This is a genomic window from Megamonas sp. Calf98-2 (assembly GCF_900110235.1).
Lineage (GTDB): Bacteria > Bacillota > Negativicutes > Selenomonadales > Selenomonadaceae > Megamonas > Megamonas funiformis.
Genome location: NZ_FOCY01000007.1, coordinates 39,672 through 57,637, shown reverse-complemented (window position 1 = coordinate 57,637; position 17,966 = coordinate 39,672). Strand labels below are relative to the sequence as shown.

16 protein-coding genes are annotated in these 17,966 nt (G+C 31.2%); 12 read left to right on the top strand and 4 right to left on the bottom strand.

The window, feature by feature from the left end; translation table 11 throughout:
- Positions 1–19 precede the first annotated feature (19 nt).
- Complete coding sequence (locus tag BMX03_RS03340) at positions 20–1,246, bottom strand: aspartate kinase (protein WP_008537816.1); 1,227 nt, start codon at positions 1,244–1,246, stop codon at positions 20–22.
- A 517-nt stretch (positions 1,247–1,763) separates the two neighbouring features.
- On the opposite strand from BMX03_RS03340, the gene purE reads away from it, so the two are divergent.
- From purE to BMX03_RS03295, 9 genes are all read left to right on the top strand, one after another.
- Positions 1,764–2,255 carry a 5-(carboxyamino)imidazole ribonucleotide mutase gene (gene purE, locus BMX03_RS03335; protein WP_022228531.1) on the top strand — a complete coding sequence of 164 codons (492 nt, stop codon included), beginning with the start codon at positions 1,764–1,766 and terminating at the stop codon, positions 2,253–2,255.
- Between the two features lie 90 nt (positions 2,256–2,345).
- The gene (gene purC, locus BMX03_RS03330) at positions 2,346–3,056 is read left to right on the top strand and encodes a phosphoribosylaminoimidazolesuccinocarboxamide synthase (RefSeq protein WP_075554465.1); all 711 of its coding nucleotides are present in this window, start codon (positions 2,346–2,348) and stop codon (positions 3,054–3,056) included.
- 114 nt (positions 3,057–3,170) lie between these two features.
- The gene (gene purF, locus BMX03_RS03325) at positions 3,171–4,604 is read left to right on the top strand and encodes an amidophosphoribosyltransferase (protein WP_091693767.1); all 1,434 of its coding nucleotides are present in this window, start codon (positions 3,171–3,173) and stop codon (positions 4,602–4,604) included.
- Between the two features lie 22 nt (positions 4,605–4,626).
- Positions 4,627–5,694 carry a phosphoribosylformylglycinamidine cyclo-ligase gene (gene purM / locus BMX03_RS03320; protein WP_022228534.1) on the top strand — a complete coding sequence of 356 codons (1,068 nt, stop codon included), beginning with the start codon at positions 4,627–4,629 and terminating at the stop codon, positions 5,692–5,694.
- Positions 5,687–6,301, top strand: coding sequence for a phosphoribosylglycinamide formyltransferase (gene purN / locus BMX03_RS03315; protein ID WP_008537822.1), 615 nt, complete (start codon positions 5,687–5,689; stop codon positions 6,299–6,301). The genes purM and purN overlap by 8 nt, the downstream gene beginning before the upstream one ends.
- A gap of 34 nt (positions 6,302–6,335) precedes the next feature.
- Positions 6,336–6,929, top strand: coding sequence for an IMP cyclohydrolase (locus tag BMX03_RS03310; RefSeq protein ID WP_008537823.1), 594 nt, complete (start codon positions 6,336–6,338; stop codon positions 6,927–6,929).
- A gap of 88 nt (positions 6,930–7,017) precedes the next feature.
- Positions 7,018–8,289, top strand: a complete 1,272-nt coding sequence (purD, locus tag BMX03_RS03305) for a phosphoribosylamine--glycine ligase (protein ID WP_022228535.1) — start codon at positions 7,018–7,020, stop codon at positions 8,287–8,289.
- A 356-nt stretch (positions 8,290–8,645) separates the two neighbouring features.
- On the top strand, positions 8,646–8,984 hold the full coding sequence (locus BMX03_RS03300) for a helix-turn-helix domain-containing protein (protein WP_255361402.1): 339 nt from the start codon (positions 8,646–8,648) through the stop codon (positions 8,982–8,984).
- Positions 8,985–9,310: 326 nt separating this feature from the next.
- On the top strand, positions 9,311–12,232 hold the full coding sequence (locus tag BMX03_RS03295; RefSeq protein ID WP_091693764.1) for an insulinase family protein: 2,922 nt from the start codon (positions 9,311–9,313) through the stop codon (positions 12,230–12,232).
- 42 nt (positions 12,233–12,274) lie between these two features.
- On the opposite strand, the gene BMX03_RS11225 is transcribed toward BMX03_RS03295, so the two are convergent.
- The 3 genes from BMX03_RS11225 to mgtA form a co-directional block, all read right to left on the bottom strand.
- Positions 12,275–12,475: a winged helix-turn-helix domain-containing protein gene (locus tag BMX03_RS11225; RefSeq protein WP_225091628.1), complete on the bottom strand. Its 201-nt coding sequence runs from the start codon at positions 12,473–12,475 to the stop codon at positions 12,275–12,277.
- Positions 12,476–12,539: 64 nt separating this feature from the next.
- On the bottom strand, positions 12,540–12,782 hold the full coding sequence (locus tag BMX03_RS11515) for a hypothetical protein (RefSeq protein ID WP_218138520.1): 243 nt from the start codon (positions 12,780–12,782) through the stop codon (positions 12,540–12,542).
- A 10-nt stretch (positions 12,783–12,792) separates the two neighbouring features.
- Positions 12,793–14,646: a magnesium-translocating P-type ATPase gene (gene mgtA / locus BMX03_RS03285; protein ID WP_255361401.1), complete on the bottom strand. Its 1,854-nt coding sequence runs from the start codon at positions 14,644–14,646 to the stop codon at positions 12,793–12,795.
- Between the two features lie 262 nt (positions 14,647–14,908).
- On the opposite strand from mgtA, the gene BMX03_RS03280 reads away from it, so the two are divergent.
- From BMX03_RS03280 to BMX03_RS03270, 3 genes are all read left to right on the top strand, one after another.
- Positions 14,909–16,522 carry an MBL fold/beta-CASP domain-containing RNA metallo-hydrolase gene (locus tag BMX03_RS03280; protein WP_015562258.1) on the top strand — a complete coding sequence of 538 codons (1,614 nt, stop codon included), beginning with the start codon at positions 14,909–14,911 and terminating at the stop codon, positions 16,520–16,522.
- 104 nt (positions 16,523–16,626) lie between these two features.
- Entirely contained in the window at positions 16,627–16,971 is a 345-nt protein-coding gene (locus tag BMX03_RS03275; RefSeq protein ID WP_008537831.1) for a DUF1292 domain-containing protein, read from the top strand.
- Between the two features lie 101 nt (positions 16,972–17,072).
- A complete protein-coding gene (locus tag BMX03_RS03270) occupies positions 17,073–17,933 on the top strand; it encodes a DUF4261 domain-containing protein (RefSeq protein WP_091693762.1) in 861 nt (286 codons plus the stop codon).
- The last annotated feature ends 33 nt before the right edge of the window (positions 17,934–17,966 follow it).

Genomic DNA, 17,966 nt, shown 5'->3' with positions numbered 1-17,966 from the left:
TTTATATTCGATTTAATGATTAGTCTTTAAAGAATTCATCATGAATAGCATTTACAGCTTCTTTGATTTTATCAGCTTTAATTAAGCAAGAGATACTGATTTCAGATGTACTGATTACATCAATATTGATATTAGCATCAGATAAAGCTTTGAACATTCTAGCAGCAATACCAGGATTACCAAGCATACCTGCACCAACGATAGAAACTTTAGCTACGTCTTGTTCGATTAATACTGCAACAGCGTTTAATTCATCAGCAACTTTATCTACAATTTGTTTTGCTTGACCGAGGTCATCAGCAGTAACAGTAAATACCATATCAGTAACATTTTTTTCCATATTGCGAATGCTTTGTACAATCATATCAACATCAACATTATTTTCAGCAAGTTTGGAGAAAATTGCATGTGCAATACCTGGAGTATTTGGAATACCTAATACAGCGAATTTAGCTACATTAGTATCATGAGCTACCCCTCTAATAATAAACTCTTTCTCTTCCATTGTATATTCCTCCCTAATAATTGTGCCTGGTTTGTTAGTGAATGTAGATCTTACATGAATTGGAATATTGTATAAACGACCAGTTTCTACGGAACGTGGTTGCATAACACCAGCACCTAAACGAGCCATTTCTAACATTTCATAATATGTGATTTCTTTCATTCTACGAGCGCCTTTAGCAATACGTGGGTCAGCAGAATATACGCCATCAACATCAGTATAAATTTCACAAACATCAGCTTTCATAGCACCAGCTAGAGCAACTGCAGAAGTATCAGAACCACCACGACCTAAAGTAACAGGATCGCCTAAATCATCACAACCCTGGAAGCCAGCTACAATAACAATATTTCCTTTATCTAATTCTTCAAAAATACGTTTAGGTTGGATATCTTTGATTTTACCTTTTGTGTGAACAGAATTAGTTTTTACACCAGCTAATGCGCCAGTAAGAGAAATAGCTTTTTGTCCTAAAGCTTTAAATGCCATAGTCAATAAAGAAATTGAAACTTGTTCACCAGTAGTAAGTAACATATCCATTTCACGAGTATATTGATATGGATCTTTAGTAATCCCTTTTGCCAATTGAATTAAGTCATCTGTTGTATCCCCCATAGCGGAAACAACTACTACAATTTTATCATCTGGCTGTTTTTCATCTAAAATACGTTTTGCAACAGCTTTGATTTTATCAATATTTCCAACAGAGCTGCCACCAAATTTTTTTACAATTAGTGCCATTGTTACCCTCCTAAAGTATTTATGTATTTACATAGTGTATAAATTAAGTTTGCCTTTTACATTTATTATACAATGCAAACCATATATAATGCTTTTATTATAGCAGTTTATGTTTATTGTGTCTATCATAATTATAATTATAATCTATATAATTATTTGATTTTATAAAAATGCTTCTATTTAGTTTTGTTAAATGAAAATTTCTTATTTATTATAATAGGAAATAAGAAGAAAGTTTTTGGTAAAAATAGCGTAAATAAGTGATTTGTCAAATTAAAAAAGATACAATAAGAATATAAAAAAATTTTATTTCTTTATATTTAGCAATTTTTATCTAGAAGTTTTCAAGGTTACATTTTTGCAAAATTTAAAATTATCTTAGTGTGAAAATTTCTATCCTTTTTATAAAAAATATGTAAAATTTTTATAAGCTATATACATTGAAGTTTTAAGTTTATTCTGTTATAGTAATTATTGTACTAATTAAATAAAACTACTCAGGAGGTTGATGATTTAAATGAAAGTAGCTGTAGTAATGGGCAGTGATTCTGATTTTCCCATTTTAAAACCGGCTGTTGATTTATTACATCAGTTTAATGTAGAAACAGAAGTAATCGTAGCTTCTGCACACCGTACCCCTGGCAAAGTCCGTGACCTAGTTTCTTCTGCGGAAGAAAGAGGTGTTGGCGCATTCATCTCTGCCGCTGGTGCCGCTGCACATTTAGGTGGAGTTATCGCATCTTATACTACTTTACCTGTTATTGGAGTACCAATTAATGCAACTCCATTAAATGGTATGGATGCTTTATTAAGTACTGTACAAATGCCATCTGGAATTCCAGTTGCAACTATGGCAATTAATGGTGCTAAAAATGCTGCTATTTTTGCTATAGAAATCTTTGCTATAAGCGATATGATTTTAAGAAAACAACTTAAAGAATATCGTGAAAAAATGGTTGAAGAAGTTGAAGCTAAAGCTGCAAAAGTTGCACAACAACTTCAAGCATAATTAACGAAAAAATTCATCTAAAATTAATATAAAATCGTATAACTCATTTTTATTTAGATTTTAGTTAATGACTTGGGAGGTCAATTAATAATGGAAAACAAATTATTATATGAAGGCAAAGCAAAAAAAATCTTTTCAACAGAAAATCCTGATGAATTATTAGTTTATTACAAAGATGATGCAACTGCTGGTAATGGTGCAAAAAAAGGTACTATTGCAGACAAAGGCATTTTAAATAATAAAATTACTAATTTCTTCTTTGGTTTATTAGAAAAAGAAGGCATTAAACATCACCTCATTAAAGTTCTTAATGACCGTGAAATCCTTGTAAAAAAATTAGATATCGTTCCTCTTGAAGTTATTATCCGTAATGTAGCTGCTGGTAGCTTAGCAAAACGTCTTGGTCTTGAAGAAGGCGTAAAAATGTCTAAACCTGTAATTGAATATTGCTATAAATGTGATGATTTAGGTGACCCTATGGTTAACCGTTATCATATCACAGCTATGGGGTGGGCAACAGATGAAGAACTTGATCAGATTGAAGCTATGTCTCTTAAAATCAATGATGTTATGACAAAATATCTTGCTACAAAAAATATTGACCTCATTGACTTTAAATTAGAATTTGGTAAATATCATGGTGAAATTCTTTTAGGTGACGAATTATCTCCAGATAACTGCCGTTTCTGGGATAGTCAGACACATGAAAAACTTGATAAAGATAGATTCCGTCGTGATTTAGGTAATGTTGAAGATGCTTATAAAGAAGTTCTTCATCGTTTAACAGGCGAAACTTTATAATTAAATAAAATACTAAGCATAAATTATAAAATATTTATGCTTAGTATTCTTCATTTATATTGTATGTATTGAGTAGGTTTATGATTAAAATATATGTATAGGAGAATGTAACTAATGGTTGACATTACGTCAAATAAGTGGAAAGAAGAATGTGGCGTCTTTGGTGTATTTTCTCGTACTGAAGATGTTTCTATGTTAACATATCTTGGGTTGTATGCACTTCAACATCGTGGTCAAGAAAGTGCTGGTATAGCTGTTACTGATGGCGCTTGGATGGACGTTACTCGTGATATGGGGCTGGTAAATGAAGTATTTCGTCATCAATTACCTCATATGGAAAATCAATATATTGCTATTGGTCATGTACGTTATTCAACAACTGGCTCTAGCTTATTATCAAATACACAACCTTTAATTGCTAATTATTCCGGCGGAAAAATTAGTTTAGCCCATAATGGTAATTTAACAAATGCAGCTGAACTTCGTCGTTACCTAGAAGAACAAGGTACAATTTTTCAAACTTCTATAGATACAGAAGTAATCGTTAATCTTATCGCACGTTCTCGTAAATCAAGTATTGAGGAAAAAATCATTGAGAGTGTACAACAAGTAAAAGGTGCTTTTTGCTTGGCTATTATGACTGAAAATAAATTAATAGCTGTACGTGATCCACAAGGATTTAGACCTCTTTGCATCGGTAAAACAGAAGAAGGTTCTTGGATAATTTCTTCTGAATCTTGTGGTCTTGATGTTGTAGGTGCAGAATTTATTAGAGATGTTGAACCAGGCGAAATGGTTGTCATGGGTGATGATGGTTTAAAATCCTATAAATACACAACTCCACAGAAAAAAGCTGCATGTGTTTTCGAATATATATATTTTGCTCGTCCAGATAGTGTAATTGATGGACAAAGTGTTCATGCTGTTCGTTTTATGATGGGTCGCATGCTTGCTCGTGAAAGTAAATTCAAAGGTGATATTGTTATATCTGTACCAGACTCTGGTAATACATCTGCTACAGGTTTTGCTTATGAATCAGGCATTCCATTTTGCGAAGGCTTAATCAAAAATCGTTATATTGGACGTACATTTATTCAGCCAACACAGAAAAAACGTGATACAGCTGTTCGCTTAAAATTAAATGCTATAGCTGAAGCTGTTCGTGGTAAATCTGTTATTATGGTAGATGATTCTATTGTTCGTGGTACTACTAGTGGTAAAATCGTAAAAATGCTTCGCAAAGCAGGTGCAAAAGAAGTTCATATGTGCATTAGTTCTCCACCAATTGGATATCCTTGCTACTATGGTATTGATACTTCTGTACGTAAAGAATTAATCGCTGCAACTAAATCAGTTGAAGAAATTCGTCAATTTATAGGTGCAGATTCTTTACATTTCCTTTCTTTGGAAGGCCTTAAAGCTTCTATGACAACAGCTAATCCTGAAGATATGTGTTATGCTTGCTTTAATAATGCTTATCCAATTGAAATGTCAAAAGAAACAGTAACTGGTGCTGATAAATACGTATTTGAACAAAGAGCAAAATAATTTGCACTTTTTGGAGGTTAACATGACTGATAATAAACAGACAAATCTTACGTATCGTGATTCTGGTGTTGATATTGATGCTGGAAATTATTCTGTAAAACTTATAAAAGATAGCGTAAAAGCAACATATCGTCCAGAAGTTTTAGGTGATTTAGGCGGTTTTGGTGGTCTTTTTGCTTTAAATAGTGGAAAATATAAAGAACCTGTATTAGTATCTGGTACTGATGGTGTTGGTACAAAATTACGTCTTGCATTTATGCTTGATAAACATGATACTATTGGTCAAGATGCTGTAGCTATGTGCGTAAATGATATCTTAGTGCAAGGTGCAGAACCACTTTATTTCTTAGATTATCTTGCTGTAGGAAAATTAGACCCAGAAAAAGTAGCTACTGTAGTAAAAGGCGTAGCTGGCGCTTGTAAAGAATCTGGTTGTGCTTTAATTGGTGGTGAAACTGCTGAAATGGCTGGTTTCTATGCTGATGGCGAATATGATATTGCTGGTTTTGCTGTTGGTGTAGTGGATAAAGCTAATATCATTACTGGTAAAAAAATCAAATCTGGCGATGTTTTGTTAGGTATTCCTTCTAGTGGTGTACATTCTAATGGTTATTCTTTAGTTCGTAAAATCTGCTTTGATGTAAAAGGTTTTAAAGGTGAAGAAAAATTCCCAGAATTAAATGGCAAAACATTAGGCGAAGAACTTTTAACACCTACACGTCTTTATCCATCTGTTTGCTTACCATTAATTGAAAAATATGATATTCATGGTATGGTACATGTAACTGGTGGCGGTTTCTATGAAAATATTTCCCGCATTTTACCAGAAGGTACTGGCGTTGAAGTAGATGCTAGCACATGGGAAATGCCAGCAATCTTCAAACTCTTACAAGCTTGGGGTAATGTAGATTGGCATGAAATGTACCGTGTATTCAATATGGGTATCGGTATGATTTTACTTGTATCTGAAGAAGAAGCAGCTAAAATTCAAGAAGACCTCAAAGCAAAAGGCGAAAAATCCTATATTATTGGTAAAGTTGTTGATGGCAACCAAACTGTAGAAGTAAAAGGCGGAGTTTTCAATGAATAACCAAATAATTTTAGGTGTATTGGCTTCTGGTCGTGGTAGTGATTTACAATCTATCATTGATGCGATTGAAAATGGTCAGATTAAAACAAAAATAGGTGTTGTACTCACTGATAAACCAGAAGCAATGGCATTAGAACGCGCTAGAAAAGCAGGCATTCCTGCTGTTTGCGTTGATCGAAAAAAATGTTCTACAAAAGAAGAATTTGAACAAAAACTTGTAGAACAATTAAAAAAATACAATGTAGGTCTAGTTGTTTTAGCTGGATTTATGCGTATTTTAAGCCCTTATTTTGTCAATGAATTTAAAAATTGTATTTTAAATATACACCCATCATTATTACCTTCTTTTGGTGGAGCTCATGCTCATCGTGATGTTTTAGCATATGGTGTGAAAGTATCTGGTTGCACTGTGCATTTTGTAGATGAAGGTATGGACAGTGGCCCTATCATCATGCAAAAAGCAGTACCTGTTTTAGATGATGATACAGAAGAAACTTTATCTGCTAGAGTGCTTGAACAAGAACATATAATATATCCAAAAGTTATTGAATTGTATTTAGCAGGAAAAATACATGTCAATGGTCGTCATGTGACGATTGATGATTGATTTTATATAATCACATTAAGAGGAGGCTTTTATTATGCCTATTAAAAGAGCGTTATTAAGTGTTTCTGACAAAACTGGTATTGTAGAATTTGCACGTAAACTTCATGAAGCTGGTGTAGAAATCATTTCTACTGGTGGAACAATGAAAGCAATTGACGATGCTGGTATACCTGTTACTTATGTTAGTGATGTAACTAAATTCCCTGAAATTATGGATGGTCGTGTAAAAACTTTAAATCCATATATTCATGGTGGTATTTTAGCTGTTCGTGATAATCAAAGTCATGTAGCACAAATGCAAAAATTTAATATTCAACCTATTGATTTAGTTGTTGTAAATTTATATCCATTCCGTGAAACTATAGAAAAACCAAATGTAACTCTTGCTGAAGCAGTAGAAAATATCGATATCGGTGGTCCTGCAATGATTCGTGCTGCTGCAAAAAATTTCAAATTTGTTACAGTTGTAGTAAATCCTAAACATTATGATGAAGTTGCTGAAATGATAGCTAAAGATGGTTGCACTACAGGAAAATTCCGTATGCAATTAGCTCAAGAAGCTTTCTGTCATACATCTCATTATGATGATTGCATTCAAGAATATCTTACAGCTCAGTTAAGCAAATAATATATTTTAGCGCACTTATTGATATGCTAATAATTGGCACTATTTAAGTGCGTTTTCTTTTAATAAGTTTAAATAAGGGGGTTATATTTTGGATATTTTAGTTATTGGTAGTGGTGGACGTGAACATACACTTACATGGAAATTAGCTCAAAGTAAACTTGTGGATAAAATTTATACAGTGCCAGGAAATCCAGGCATGGAAAAAATAGCACAATGTATACCAGGTTCAGTAGAGGATAATGAATTTTTAGTAAAAGTGGCTCAAGAGAAAAAAGTCGATTTAGTGGTGGTAGGGCCAGAAGTTCCATTGACAAATGGAATTGTTGATGATATGGCTAAAGTGGGAATTGCTTCTTTTGGACCACAAAAAGCTGCTGCTCAATTAGAAGGTTCTAAATCTTTTTCTAAAAATATTATGAAAAAATATGGCATTCCTACTGCAAAATATGAAGTTTTTACAGATGCAGTGGAAGCTAAAAATTATATAGAAAAAGAAGGCGCACCAATAGTAATTAAAGCAGATGGGCTTGCTGCTGGTAAAGGTGTTATTGTTGCAGAAACAAAAGAGCAAGCTTTAGAAGCAATTGATGAAATTATGTGCGATAAAACTTTTGGTAGTGCTGGTAATAGCGTAGTTATCGAAGAATTTATGGCTGGCGAAGAAGCTTCTGTATTAGCTTTCACTGATGGTGAAACTATTATCCCTATGATACCATCTCAAGACCATAAAAGAGCGTATGACGGCGATAAGGGGCCGAATACAGGCGGTATGGGAACATATGCACCAGCTCCAGTAATCACAGAAGATTTAATGAAGCAGGTACAAACAAAAATTTTAGAGCCAACTATAAAAGCTATGAAACAAGAAGGTTATGAATACAAAGGTTGTTTGTATGCTGGTTTAATGATAACAGCAGAAGGTCCAAAAGTTGTGGAATTTAATGCTCGTTTTGGCGATCCAGAAACGCAAGTTGTATTGCCATTGTTAGAAAGTGATTTAGCTGAAATCATGTTAGCTTGTGCAAATGGTACACTTGCAAATTGTGATATAAAATGGAGCAAAAAAGCTGCTGTTTGTGTAGTTATGAGTGCTGGTGGATATCCTGCTAAATATGAAAAAGGCAATGAAATTCTAGGTTTAGATAAGGCAGAAAATGAAAATGTATTAGTTTTCCATGCTGGTACAGCTAAAAAAGATGGAAAAATTGTCACAAATGGTGGACGTGTATTAGGTGTAGTGGCTTTAGGTGATGATATAAAAACTGCTGTAGATAAAGTTTATACAGATATAAAACTTATTGATTTTAAAGATGTATATTATAGAAAAGATATCGCACATAGAGCTTTCAACCGTAAATAATTAAAATAGTATATATAAAAAAATAAAGGAATAATATCAACCTATTATTCCTTTATTTTTAATTAATTATTGATTTATTTTTTATTGAGATTAGATTATTTTTTTATTACTTATATGATTTTATTGATGAGAACATAAATACATTTGACAATGAATAGCATTACAAAAAATAATTAAATAGTAAAATATCTGTAAAGCTATTAGTTTAATAATGATAACTTTAAATATTTTGTTAATTAGAAAAATAACATATAGTACTAATAAATAGCCAATTATTATCTATTGTATATTGTGCTCAATGCATTTGTACACTTATGATAAGTCTATATGTTAATATATAGGTGGTGGCAATGATTATGAAGAAGACCGTTGGAGAAAAAATTAGATCTTTTCGTCAACAAAAAAAATTAACTCAAGAGCAATTAGCTTTAGGAGCTGAAATCAATCCAGTCTTCTTGGGTCATTTGGAACGTAATTTAAAGAGTCCAACAATTACAACATTAGAGAAAATAACAAGAGCTCTAGGAATTACTATGTCTGAATTGCTCTTAGATGTGCCTAACAATGATAGTGAAATCGAAGTTAGACAAGCAAGCATGCAGCATATTAATTATCTCTTAAAAGATTTGTCCAACGAAGAATTGGATAAAATCACAGGCATTTTAAAAGAAATAATTGACTGGAAAAAAATGTAATGACGTTTTTAAGTACCTATAATTTTTATTATAGGTACTTTTTATATTATGTAAAAAATAAATGTAAGAAATACATAAGTGGTTGAGGTTCAATTATTATAATAGCATATTTTTTATAATTACAATAGATATTTTTAAGGATTAATTAAGTTTATTGAAGGTTTGCTATTTTAAAGGTATAATATAGATATGCTTTTAATTGTATATGTATGATTTTTAAAAATATCCCATTTCTTCTATCGGGATTATGAATTTTATATAAATTAATTAAGCAAAATCTGCAAATATAATATATTAATTTTATTTTGAATAAAGGAGACATTATTTTGAATTTACAAGAGAAAAATATTTATTGTGGTTTCAGATTGGATAAAATATCCTATATATCTGAAATTTCATCTAATGCATATGAATTTTATCATGAAAAAAGTGGCGCAAAATTATTATTTATAGAAAATAATGATGATAATAAAGTATTTTCTATAACTTTCCGCACTACTCCTACTGATGATACTGGTGTAGCTCATATTGTAGAACATTCCACACTTTGTGGTTCTCGTAAATTTCCTACTAAAGAACCATTTGTGGAATTAGTAAAAGGTTCTTTAAATACTTTTTTAAATGCAATGACATTTCCAGATAAAACTATGTATCCTATAGCTAGCAGAAATGAAAAGGATTTCCGCAATCTTATGGACGTTTATCTTGATGCAGTATTTTATCCAAATATGCGTACAACACCCGAAATCTTAATGCAAGAAGGTTGGCATTATGAAATTGATAATGTAGATGCTCCATTAGCTTATAGTGGTGTAGTTTATAATGAAATGAAAGGTGCATTATCATCTCCAGATGGACTATTAGAAAGAAAGATTTTAAATAATCTTTATCCTGATACAACATATCAATATGAATCTGGTGGAGACCCTGTAGCTATTCCAGATTTAACACAGGAAATGTTTATTGACTTTCATAGTCGTTATTATCACCCTGCTAATAGTTATATCTATCTTTATGGGAATATGGATATGATGTCAACTTTATCTTTCTTAGATGAAGAATATCTTAACAATTTTAATAAAATTGAAATTGACTCTCATATTGATGTACAAAAACCATTTACAGCTCGTAAATTGATTAAAGATATTTATCCTATAGCTCCTGGCGAAGCAAAAGAAAATAAAACATTTTTAAGCATGAATTATTCTATTGCAACTTCTTTAGAAAAAGAAAAAATGTTAGCATTTACTATATTGGAACATGCTTTATTAAAAAGTGAAGCTGCACCACTTCGCAATGCTTTGATTAAAGCAGGTCTTGGTAGTGATGTAATTTCTTCATTTGATAATGGTATTTTACAGCCAATGTTTAGCATTATTGTCAATGGTTCTGAAGCTAATAAAGTTGATGAATTTGCAAAAGTTGTAACTGATACTTTAAATGACATTGTAAAAAATGGCATTGATGATGAATTATTACAGGCTTCTATTAATAGTATGGAATTTAAGCTTCGTGAGGCTGATTTTGGTCAATATCCAAAAGGATTGATTTATAATATTAATCTTATGAATAGCTGGTTATATGATGGTGATGCTACTATGTATCTCCATTATGAAGAAGCTTTGAAAACTGTAAAACAGTGGGCAAAAGAAGGTAAGTTTGAAGCATTAATTCAAGAATATTTATTGGATAATACTCATAGTCATATTTTAATTTTAGAACCAGATGAAAATGTAATCGCTAAACAAGAAAAAGATTTAGCTGATAAATTAGCACAGAAAAAAGCTTCTATGAGTAAAGAAGATATTGAAAAAATTATTGCGGATACTCAAAAATTAAAAGAGCGTCAACGTTCTGTGGATAAACCAGAGGATTTAGAAAAAATTCCATTATTGAAAATTGAAGATATCACTAAACAATGTGATAAATTAATTATTGCTGAAGATGAAATAGCAGATACAAAAGTTTTAAGACATGATATTGATACAAATGGAATTTGCTATTTAAGAATGTTATTTGATATAAGCAATATAGCTTATGAAGATATAAATTATCTATTCTTATTGGAAGAATTCATTGGTAGAACTGCTACAAAAAATTACACATATGAAGCATTGGCTAATGCTGTAAACTTGCATACTGGTGGCATGAGGTTTGCTGTAGCTACGTATGATAAAGAGGGCGATGTTGACTCTTATATGCCAAAATTTGTATTTAAAGCTAAAGTTTTGGTAGATAAGATGCCAGAATTGATAAAATTACTACAAGAAATAATTTTCAATAGTTCCTTTACTTCTAAAGAACGTATTAAAGATTTGGCAATGCAATGTCGCAGTGATTTTGAAATGTCAATATTGCGTTCAGGTCATCAATTAGTTCTTGATGAATTGATGGCATATTTTACACCAAAAGAACGCTATGATAATTTTGGTGACTTAAAATTCTATGCATTTATTAAGAATTTCTTAAATGATTTTGATAATGAATTTAATAAAATGCAAACAGCTTTTGCTAGAATTTTACCAATGATATTTAATAAGGCTAATTTATTGACAAGTATTACTGTATCTAAAAATGATTATGAAAAAGTAATATCTGCAATTAAGCCTTTATTAGAAGTATTGCCAAATGAAACTTATCCAAAACAAGAAATACCATTTGCAGTAGAAAAGAAAAATGAAGGTTTTATCACATCTTCTCAGGTACAATATGTTGCCAAAGGTGCTAATTTCATACGCTTAGGATATAAATATACAGGAGCTATGAAGGTATTAGAAACTATTATGCGTTATGAATATTTGTGGACTAATATTCGTGTTCTTGGCGGAGCTTATGGTGCATTTGTAAAATTCCGTCGTGATGGCAATATGTATTTTGGTTCTTATCGTGATCCTAATTTAGTAGAAACTTTAAATGTATATGATAAAACAGCAGAGTTTTTACGTAATTTTAATGTCAGTGATAGAGAAATGACAAAATATATTATCGGTACAATTAGTAATATTGATATGCCACTTACTCCTGTATTAAAAGGTGAATTAGCTTCTTCTGCGTATATTGCTGAAATGACAGACGAAATGCGTCAGCAACAGCGTGATGAAATTTTAGCTACAACTCAAGAAGATATTAGAGCTTTAGCCGATTTAGTAGATGCTTGCATGAAGGAAAATGCTATCTGTGTTTTAGGTGGAAGCAATAAAGTAAACGAAGCTAAAGATGTATTTAAAACAGTAACTATTATTTTATAATCTAAAAAAAGAAGACTCTCATAGTAATATGAGAGCCTTTTTTTATATATTTTCATTAAATTTATATCCTATTCCCCAAATTGTAATAATGTATCCTGGTAAATCTGCTTGAGGTTCAATCTTTTTACGTAGTTTACGGATAAATGCCATTATATTATTATCTGAAAGCAGAAAATCTTCTTCCCAAACAGCTTGATATATTTGTTCTTTAGTAACATTTGCAAAATTAAGATTTGCGACCACATGGATTCTAAAAACCAACCTGTTTGAAATAGTGATATATATATCGTTTGTAAATGAATGTCTGTTAATTCACTGTATAGTAATCCATTTGTAATAATGCTGAAGCAATAAGAACAGAGAACATATTTCCAAAATTTGAAAATGCTGTTATTTTGATATATTTAATCATATTGGCGTATGTTTTACGACCTTCAATTATACCTTGTTCTAAAACCATTAAATCTTTTTCTAAAAGAATTATATCAGCAGATTCTTTGGCAATATTTACGGCATTGTCTACAGAAATAGCTATATCAGAAGATTTCATTGCAGTGGCATCATTCATCTCCCATGAAACCAACCGTATGACCATTTTGGCGGAGCAATTTTACAATTTTTGCTTTTTGTTCTGGTGATAATTTAGCGAAAACATCAGTTTTTTCTACAGCTATAGCTAAATCTTGTTCTGGTAGTTGTTCAATATCTGAACCAAGTAAAAGATTATTAACTTTTAAACCAACTTGTTTACATATAGAACGAGCAACTTTATCATTATCTCCTGTTAAAACTTTTACTTTAACACCATATTCTTTTAATGCTTTTAAAGCTTTTACAGTTGATTCTTTTGGCGGGTCTAAGAATGCTAGATAGCCAATAAGCACCATATCACATTCATCTGCTATGCTGAATTTATCTATTGGTGATGGATTATTTTTTTGAGCAACAGCTATTACACGCATACCTTTGTCATTTAGTTTATCGACAGTTTTTAGGATTTCTTTTTTGATGCGTTCATCTAACGGTTTAATTTTTCCTTGATATTCAACATGAGAGCAGATAGATAACATTTCTTCGACTGCACCTTTAGTTATCATTTGGCATTTTTGATTTTTGTCCTTTACTACTATAGAAAGGCGACGACGTGAAAAATCGAAAGGTATGTCATCTACTTTTGTATAGGCACTAGATAGATTTATTAAGTTAGGATTATCTTGTTCAATTTCTTCTGTTTTATTGATGATAGCTATATCCATTAAATTTTTATAGCCTGTTTGAAAATAACTATTTAGGTAGGCATGACGTAAGACACGACTATCTTCATTTCCCAGTACATCTAAATGGTATTCTAAAACAACTTTATTCATGGTTAATGTACCAGTTTTATCAGTACAAAGAATATCCATAGCACCAAAATTTTGAATGGAATTTAAGTTTTTTACGATAGTTTTTTTCTTAGACATAGAAACGGCACCTTTAGCTAAGCAAGTAGTAACTATCATAGGTAACATTTCAGGTGTTAAGCCTACAGCAATGGAGATAGCAAATAAGAAAGCTTCTACCCAATCATTTTTAGTTATACCATTGACAAAAAATACTATGGGTACCATAAATAACATAAAACGAATTAAAATCCAAGAGACGGAATTGACACCTTTAGTAAAATTTGTTTCCATAGGTATAGTAGAAACAGATGAAGCGATTGAACCAAATAAAGTATTATTGCCAACACCGATTACTACAGCAGTAGCACTGCCACTTATTACATTACTTCCCATGAATAAAATATTATTATAATTAGTAATAGAAAGATTTTTTTCTTGATAAGTTTTAGCAATTTTTTCTACTGGTCCACTTTCACCTGTCAATGATGCTTGGCTAATAAATAAATCTTTAGCTTCTAAAATTCTAGCATCAGCAGGAATCATATCACCAGCACTTAGATGGATAATATCACCAATTACCACATCTTCTAAAGGAATTTCTGCTTTAGGGCGATATTGTCTAGTAACGGTGCAAGTAGTTGTTATTAAAGATAGAAGTTTTTCGGCTGCATTACCGGAACGGCTTTCTTGAACAAAACGCAAAGAAGCAGATATAAAGACCATTGTAAGAATTATAATAACGGTTACAGGATTTACATCATCAGGGCTATTTTGCATGATAGGAATAATAATATCAGTAAAAATAGAAACTATAGCCAGACAAAATAAAATTGCTGTAAATGGGTTTATAAAAGCATTGGTAATACGTTTAGTTAAAGATAATTTTTTTCCATGCACAATTTTATTATTGCCATATAAATTACGATGTTCTTTAATGGCTTGTTCACTTAATCCCGTAAAAGAAGTGTTAAGAGCTTGTAATATTAGCTTAGTTGAATTGGTGGCACAAAAAATAATTTGTTCGTTCATTTTTTTAGTGTTTTTGGATTAGTTGTCACAATACTCCCTTCATAAAAATAAAATTAATAAATCACATAACAAAGTATAAATTATTTATTTATCTAATCATGTGGCAGAATTCTTGCGATTTTATTACTTTTTTATAAAGATTTAAAAGAGCATATTATTTAATGAGATTTTAATGAAAGTTTTAAAGGATTTTAATTTGTATTTTTAGAATATATACAGTATAAATAAAATAATCGAAATCCTTAATGAAGGAGGGGTTTTTATGAATTTACAATTTTTAGGTGCGGCTCATACAGTTACAGGTTCTTGTTATTTATTAGAAGCAAATGACCATAAAGTTTTGATTGATTGTGGTATGTTTCAAGGTGCGAGAAATTTACGTGATTTAAACTACAATGATTTTCGTTTTGTACCGTCAGATATAGATTGCGTACTTTTAACTCATGCTCATGTTGACCATTGCGGTCTTATTCCTAAGTTATGTAAACAAGGATTTAAGGGCGATATATATGCGACAAAAGCGACTTGCGATTTAGTAAATATCATGCTCCCAGATAGTGCACATATCCAAGAGTCTGATGCGCAAATAACAAATCGTAAAGGGCAACGTATGGGAAAAACACCAATAGCTCCTTTATATACTATTGATGATGCTATGGCTTCATTAAAACAATTTGTGCCAATTGATTATGATCAAGAAATCAATCCAGTAAATGGCATACGAGCTATTTATAAAGATGCTGGTCATATCATGGGGTCAGCAATTATTGAAGTTTATGTAACGGAAAATGGCGAAGAAACTAAAATTGTATTTACAGGCGATTTGGGGCAACCTGACCAGCCTATTATAAAAGACCCTACACATATAAAAGAAGCAGATTATTTAGTAATTGAGTCTACTTATGGTGATCGTAAACATCAAATTTATGATAAAGAAACTCCATTAGCAGAAATTATAAATGATACTATGGATAGAGGCGGAAATTTAATTATTCCATCATTTGCAGTTGGTCGTACACAAACAATGTTATATTATTTATTCAAATTATGGAAAGCCAATCGCATAGAGGATTATTCAGTTGTAGTAGATAGCCCACTTGCTGTTGAAGCTACAAGAATTTTTGCTAAGAATACAAAATATTTTGATGATGAAGCAACTGAATATATTAGAAAACATGGTAAATTGCCTCAAATGCCACAGTTGCGTCTTTGCGAAAGTGCAAATGAATCTAAGGCCTTAAACACAGAAGAAGGTTCACATATTATTTTATCGGCTAGTGGTATGGCGGACGCTGGACGTGTACTTCATCATTTAAAACATAATCTTTGGCGTCCAGAATCTACAATTTTATTTGTAGGTTATCAAGCAGAAGGAAGTTTAGGTAGAAAATTATTAGAAGGCGCTAAAAAAGTAAAAGTCTTAGGTGAAGAAATCAGTGTAAAAGCTAGAATTGTAAATATGGACGGATTTTCTGCTCATGCTGATTATTCACAGATGGAAGAATGGTTACAACATTTAACTATGTATAATGCTAAACAGGTATTTGTAGTACATGGTGAAGCTACTGCTAGTAAAGCTGTAAAAGAAATGATTGAAGAAGAATTCGGCTGGAATGCGTATATTCCATTTTATGCAGATAGAGCTATCATGACGAAGAATACTTGTGAAATCAAAGCTGCTAATATACCTCAAGTATCTGTGGAAAAAGATATGGAAGACTTCTTTGTTGATGTTGATGCAGATTATAGACAATTACGTCGCAGAATTATTAATCTTGTGGTTAAAAATCCAGAACTTATGCCAGCAGCTATGAATACAATTCAAAAAGGTTGGCGATATGTTAAACGCTTATTCAAAGATTTTGGTATTAGCTAAGATTTTTAATGAAAATTTTATCTACTTTTTACGATAAATATTTTGGCAAGAAGAAAGAAATATGTTATGATTAGAGTAAAGTTAAATCTTAGGAGGATTATATAATGGAAGAATTAAAAAACAATTCCGTTGTTGAAGAAGATACTGAAGGTACTGTAGTTGTTATTACTGATGAAGAAGGTAATGAATACAATTATGTAGAAGAAATGGTTTTCGATGCAGGTAGCGATAAATATGCTATTTTAGTTAGCATTGATGGCGATGAAGAATGTGAATGCCATGAACATGATGAAGAATGCGGTTGCGAAGAAGAAGTAGATGTAATCTTAGCAAAAATCGTTAAAGATGAAAATGGTGAAGTTGAATATATTGAACCAACAGATGAAGAATTTGAAATTGCTCAACAAGCTTATGAAGAATTAATGGATAAACTTGAAGCAGAAGAATAATCATCTGAATTTGTTTAAAGTTTAATACGTATCAAAGAAGGTACCATAGAAAAATGGTATCTTCTTTTTTGTGAATATAAATTTTTATTTGAGGTAGATTTATGGAAAATTTAGTAGACAATATTAGTAAATCAGTAGCTATTGAATTGCTTTTTGAAGAAATGCCAACAAGACCTACTGCAAATGCTATTTTTCGTGAAGCTAGAAAAATATTTGGTGATATAAATATCATCAATAGAGATGAAAATGATATTGAATTTAGCGTAGATAAATTTGTAGCATATAATGAAGATAATACAACTTCTCCAGTAGTACTTGCTATGGGAAATATAACAGATTTTGATGATAAAGTAGCTGTAAGTGAATTTGAACGCACACAGATTTGGAATGTAGCTAACAGTGAAGAATTATTGAGTAAATATAAATATGCTGTAAAAATATGGGATGTAAATGCTCAAAGACAAATTCCTAAAGAACGTGCTATTATGTTAGTTGATTGGCTTAATGTAGCTTTAAAATTATATCCTAAATGTCAAGCTATTTGGATAAAATCAGCAGGTAAATTACAATTAGCTCAATCCATTAAGAATTTAAAAGAAACTGGTATAGTTAAATATTTATATAGTATGGTCAATATTCGTTTCTTTAATGTGCCTAATACAAATGAATTCATTGTAGATAGTGTAGGATTGGCTAATATTGGTTTAAGTGATGTACAATTCCATTTCAAAGGTATGAACCCTAATAAAGTAGCTAATCTTGCATATAGCTTAGCTCGTTATATTTTGAATAATGATGATATCATGATTAAAGATGGCGATACCATTGATGGCATGAATGATGAGGGCAAAATGACACCAGAAGTTCAATGGATTTGTAGATATGAAGATTCTTTAATTGAACCACTTCGTCCTGTTTTAGATATTGATACTGGTAAATATGCCGCTGGCAATAGAAATTAAAAAAAACACTTTCTAATTTTAGATATTTTCTAA